This window comes from uncultured Campylobacter sp. (assembly GCF_905371695.1).
Lineage (GTDB): Bacteria > Campylobacterota > Campylobacteria > Campylobacterales > Campylobacteraceae > Campylobacter_A.
This window is the reverse complement of record NZ_CAJPMA010000116.1, coordinates 1-4,288: the sequence shown is the minus strand read 5'-3', so window position 1 is coordinate 4,288 and position 4,288 is coordinate 1. Positions and strand designations below refer to the sequence as shown.

Annotated in this window: 6 protein-coding genes; 5 read left to right on the top strand and 1 reads right to left on the bottom strand. The window is 45.6% G+C overall.

Annotation, left to right across the window (positions count from 1 at the left end; translation table 11 throughout):
* Positions 1 to 91: 91 nt before the first annotated feature.
* Complete coding sequence (tupB, locus tag QZ147_RS08505) at positions 92 to 784, bottom strand: tungstate ABC transporter permease TupB (protein WP_295149297.1); 693 nt, start codon at positions 782 to 784, stop codon at positions 92 to 94.
* Positions 785 to 859: 75 nt separating this feature from the next.
* Here tupB and tupA point away from each other — a divergent pair, with 75 nt between their 5' ends.
* From tupA to QZ147_RS08480, 5 genes are all read left to right on the top strand, one after another.
* The gene (gene tupA, locus QZ147_RS08500; RefSeq protein WP_295149295.1) at positions 860 to 1,672 is read left to right on the top strand and encodes a tungstate ABC transporter substrate-binding protein TupA; all 813 of its coding nucleotides are present in this window, start codon (positions 860 to 862) and stop codon (positions 1,670 to 1,672) included.
* Between the two features lie 139 nt (positions 1,673 to 1,811).
* A complete protein-coding gene (locus QZ147_RS08495) occupies positions 1,812 to 2,438 on the top strand; it encodes a YigZ family protein (protein WP_295149294.1) in 627 nt (208 codons plus the stop codon).
* A gap of 32 nt (positions 2,439 to 2,470) precedes the next feature.
* Positions 2,471 to 3,319, top strand: coding sequence for a prolipoprotein diacylglyceryl transferase (lgt, locus tag QZ147_RS08490; RefSeq protein ID WP_295149291.1), 849 nt, complete (start codon positions 2,471 to 2,473; stop codon positions 3,317 to 3,319).
* A gap of 94 nt (positions 3,320 to 3,413) precedes the next feature.
* Positions 3,414 to 4,112: a fumarate reductase cytochrome b subunit gene (locus tag QZ147_RS08485; protein WP_295149288.1), complete on the top strand. Its 699-nt coding sequence runs from the start codon at positions 3,414 to 3,416 to the stop codon at positions 4,110 to 4,112.
* A gap of 18 nt (positions 4,113 to 4,130) precedes the next feature.
* Positions 4,131 to 4,288: FAD-binding protein (locus QZ147_RS08480; RefSeq protein WP_295149300.1), on the top strand; the 158-nt coding region annotated here is incomplete at its 3' end.

The following is a 4,288-nucleotide window of genomic DNA, read 5'->3' as shown; positions in this document are numbered from 1 at the left end:
AGCGCGGTAATTTTTGAAGTATCGATTTGCAAATTTTTAATATCTAAAATTTTGCTCTCGCCGTAGTTTAGCTCTAAATTTCGCGCCTTTATCATCTATCTAGCCTTTTTAACTGATGTATGGATAAATTTACGAAAAACGCGATGGCGATTAGCACCAGCGCTAACGCGATACCCATGCTAAACTCGCCCTTGCTCGTTTCTAGCGAGATCGCCGTGGTAATCGTGCGCGTAAAATATTTGATATTTCCGCCGATCATCATCGCCACGCCCACCTCCGCCACTATGCGTCCGTAAGCGCCCGCGATCACGACTAGCAGCGAGTAGCGCAGCTCGTAAAGCGTCGTAAGGGCTAAATTTAGGCGGTTTTGTCGGTAGCTCATAACGGTAAGGCGGTGCTTTTTATCCATATTTTCTATCACGCTAGCCGTAAGCGAGACGATAATAGGAAGCGCTAGCACGAACTGCCCCAACATTACGGCTTTTAGCGTAAAAAGCAGCCCCAGCTCGCCTAGCGGGCCGTTTCGCGTGATAAAGGCGTAAAGTATCAGTCCGATAGCGACGGTAGGCATAGCAAGCGCGGTGTCGCTAAAAAGGCGTAAAATTTTGCGCCCCTTAAATTCGAAAAATCCCAGCGCAAATCCTATCGGAAATCCGACTATAACGGCGCAGACGATAGAAACGCTAGACGTAAAAAGCGTTGCGCGAATAGCCGAATACGTCTCCTCATCGCCCGAAAGCAGCAGATTAAACGCCGATAAAATTCCCTCTAAAATAAAGTCCAAATATTTTTCCCTTGCACATTTCTTAAATAAACCTGCTATAATAGCACACCCAATCTAAATTTTAAGGGAGAAAAAATGAAAAAAATAGTTTTAAGTCTACTAGCGGCTAGCTCGCTAATGATGGCCGATAACGACCTAATAATGGCGACTACGACGAGTACCGCCGATACCGGACTGCTAGACGCGATGGTGCCTGCGTATAAGGCTAAAACGGGCGTAGACGTGAAATTTACAGCAGTAGGCACGGGCGCCGCTTTAAAGCTAGGCGAAAACTGCGATGCGGACGTGCTTTTCGTGCATTCTCCGAAGGTTGAAAAAGAATTCGTAGAAAAGGGTTTCGGCGTCGAGCGCAAGCCGGTAATGTATAACGATTTCGTACTAATCGCGGATAAATCGGTCGCCGATAAATTTAAAGGCAAAGATTTAAAAGCGGCATTTGAGCTAATAAAAGCCGAAAATATCCCTTTCTTTTCGCGCGGAGATAAATCGGGCACGGATAATAAAGAAAAAGGCATTTGGAAAAACGTAGCGGGCGGCGTGCCTGAAAAAGAAGGCTTTTATAAGCAAACCGGACAAGGTATGATCGCTACGATTAACGCCGCAGCCGAGCAAAAAGGCGTAACGCTAACCGATCGCGGCACTTACATAAAATATGAAGCCAACGCGAAAGGAAATCCGGATCTAGTCATCGTAAACGAAGGCGAAAAAGATCTTAAAAATTTCTACTCCGTAATCGCGGTAAATCCGAAACACTGCGCTAAAACCGACATAGAAAACGCGGATAAATTCATAAAATGGGTTACTAGCGAAGAAGGGCAGAAATTTATCGGCGACTTTAAACTGCTAGATAAGCCGCTGTTTACCCCTGACGCTAATACTCGTAAATAATCTACGCGGCGTCCGGCTCGTCGTTTTACGTTCAAATTTCGCGACTCGGCGAATTTGAACGTAAATTTCTAACGCCTCGGCAGGCTAAAATTTTAAAGCCGTTTTTTGCTAAAATCGCGTAAAAATTTTAAGGCGAAATTTGCAAACTATCAACGAAATTTTCACCGCTCAAACCGAGATAAAGAAGTCGAATTTTCTAGCGTTTTTATGCCCCATCGGCGAATTTAAGGTGTTGCGCGAACGATTAAAATCCGAGCATCCCAAAGCGGCGCATATCGTTTGGGCTACGCGCGAACTAAACAAATACGCCCAAATCGTAGAAAATCAAAGCGACGACGGCGAGCCCAAGGGCACGAGCGGAGCGCCTTCTTTGGCGGCTTTACGAGGCGCAAAGCTAATAAACGCGGCGGCGCTTATCGTGCGGTATTTCGGCGGGATAAAACTAGGTCCCGGAGGGCTCGTGCGAGCCTACGGCGGCGCAGTGAACGCGGCGATAGACGCGGCGAAGCTAGTAGAATTCAAAACTAAAAACCCGTGCGCGTTTTTTACTCCGTTTGCGCTAGCTAACCGCTTCGAGCACTACTTCGCTAGCCGAAATTTATCCGAGCCGCAGCGCGAATTTAACCAAACGGGCGCGATTTGGTCGGTAAATTTTAGCGCGGACGAATTTAACGATTTTTACGATTTCGCGCGAATTTTCGAGCGCGAAGGATTTAGCTTTTACGGCGTGCCGCTAAGCGCGAAAGAGAAAAATTTAAGCCTTTAAACTATACAATTTCTAAAATTTAAGAGGTGAAAATGAACGCTTGGAACGATATTTACAACCGCTTCGACCCCGTCGCGTTTAGCGTAGGCGCTTTTAACGTCCACTGGTACGGCATAATGTACGTCTTAGCGCTGGTTACGGCGCTGGCGGCGGCAAAATACTTCGTAAAAAAAGATAAAATTCCTATCTCAAACGCGATGTTGGATAACTACTTTTTTTGGGTCGAAATCGGCGTGATACTGGGTGCTAGGCTCGGCTGGGTCGCGATATATTCTGGCGAAGCGGCGTGGTATCTTACGCATCCTTGGCAGATTTTTAATCCTTTTCATAACGGCGAATTCGTAGGCATTAGAGGCATGAGCTACCACGGCGCGGTCGCCGGATTTTTGCTGGCTACTTGGGCGTTTTGCCGCCGATACCGGCCAAAAATCTCCGTGCGAAATTCTGGCTACGAAGGAGCAAATTTTTGGCGATTGCTCGATTTGTGCGCGCTTTGCATACCGCTAGGATATACTTTCGGACGGATCGGAAATTTTTTAAATCAAGAGCTTTTCGGTCGCGTCACGGACGTACCTTGGGCGATAAACGTACTCGGAGCCATGCGCCATCCTAGCCAACTCTACGAAGCCGCGCTTGAAGGCTTAGTAATATTTTTAATTTTATTTTTTTATAGAAGATTTAAGAAATTCGACGGCGAACTCATTTGCCTATATGCGATTTTATACACGCTAGCGCGCTTTATGTGCGAATTTTGGCGAGAGCCGGACGCCGGAATAGGATTTGTATTTTTAGATTTATCAATGGGGCAAATTTTGTCTTTTTTAATGTTTTGCTTCGGTCTTGGCGTGTTTTTGTTTTTGCGAAAAAATTACTTTAAATAATTTAACAAAAATTAAAGTTACATTGCGCTAATATTCGTAAATCAGGTCTATCGAGTGAAAATTTCGCTAGATCAAATAATACAAAGGAGGGCTCATGAGTGGGCTAATCGAGGGCTTCTTGGGTAGGCAAGCGGATACGAAAAAAAGTCGTACTCCTGCCGTTTGGGACAGATGGCAAAGTATAACGGGACTGATTTTGGCCTGTTTTATTTTGTGTCACATGGTATTTACCTCTACCATTTTATTCGGCAAGGGCGCATTTAACGCCGTTGTAGGTTTTGCGGAGGCTAAATTTTTATTCGGCGAGACTACCTGGTGGATCACTAACGTTATCGCTGCGGTAATATTCGCCGTTTTTATCGCTCACGCGTTTTTGGCGATGAGAAAATTCCCTGCAAACTACAGACAATACATCATGTTTAGAGGTCACAAAGACCGCATGAAGCACCTTGACACTACGCTTTGGTGGTTTCAGTTTTTGACCGGCTTTGCTCTATTTTTCGCAGCTAGCGCGCACCTAGTGGATATAGTCTTTGGCGGACATATTACTGCAGATAATTCAGCTAAAAATTTTCATCAACTAGAAATTTTTTACTTCGCTTTACTTGTATTTATGGTCGTTCACGCTAGCGTGGGAATGTACCGCCTATACGTAAAATGGATAAGCATCGACGGAGTAAACAAACAAGAGATGTTCGCAAAAAGAAATAAAGCCAAAACTGCGATATTTGCGGTTTTTGGAGTGCTCGCGGTCATCGCGCTGATCGCCGATTTCGTGTGGATCAGTCTTTAGGAAAAGGAGCTTTAAAAAATGAACGTAAAATATTATGATGCATTAGTTATCGGAGGCGGTCTAGCGGGGCTTCGCGCTGCCGTTGCCGCTGGAGAAAAGGGGCTAAGTACGGTAGTTTTAAGCCTAATCCCGGTTAAGCGCTCGCACTCTGCGGCTGCGCAAGGCGGTATGCAGGC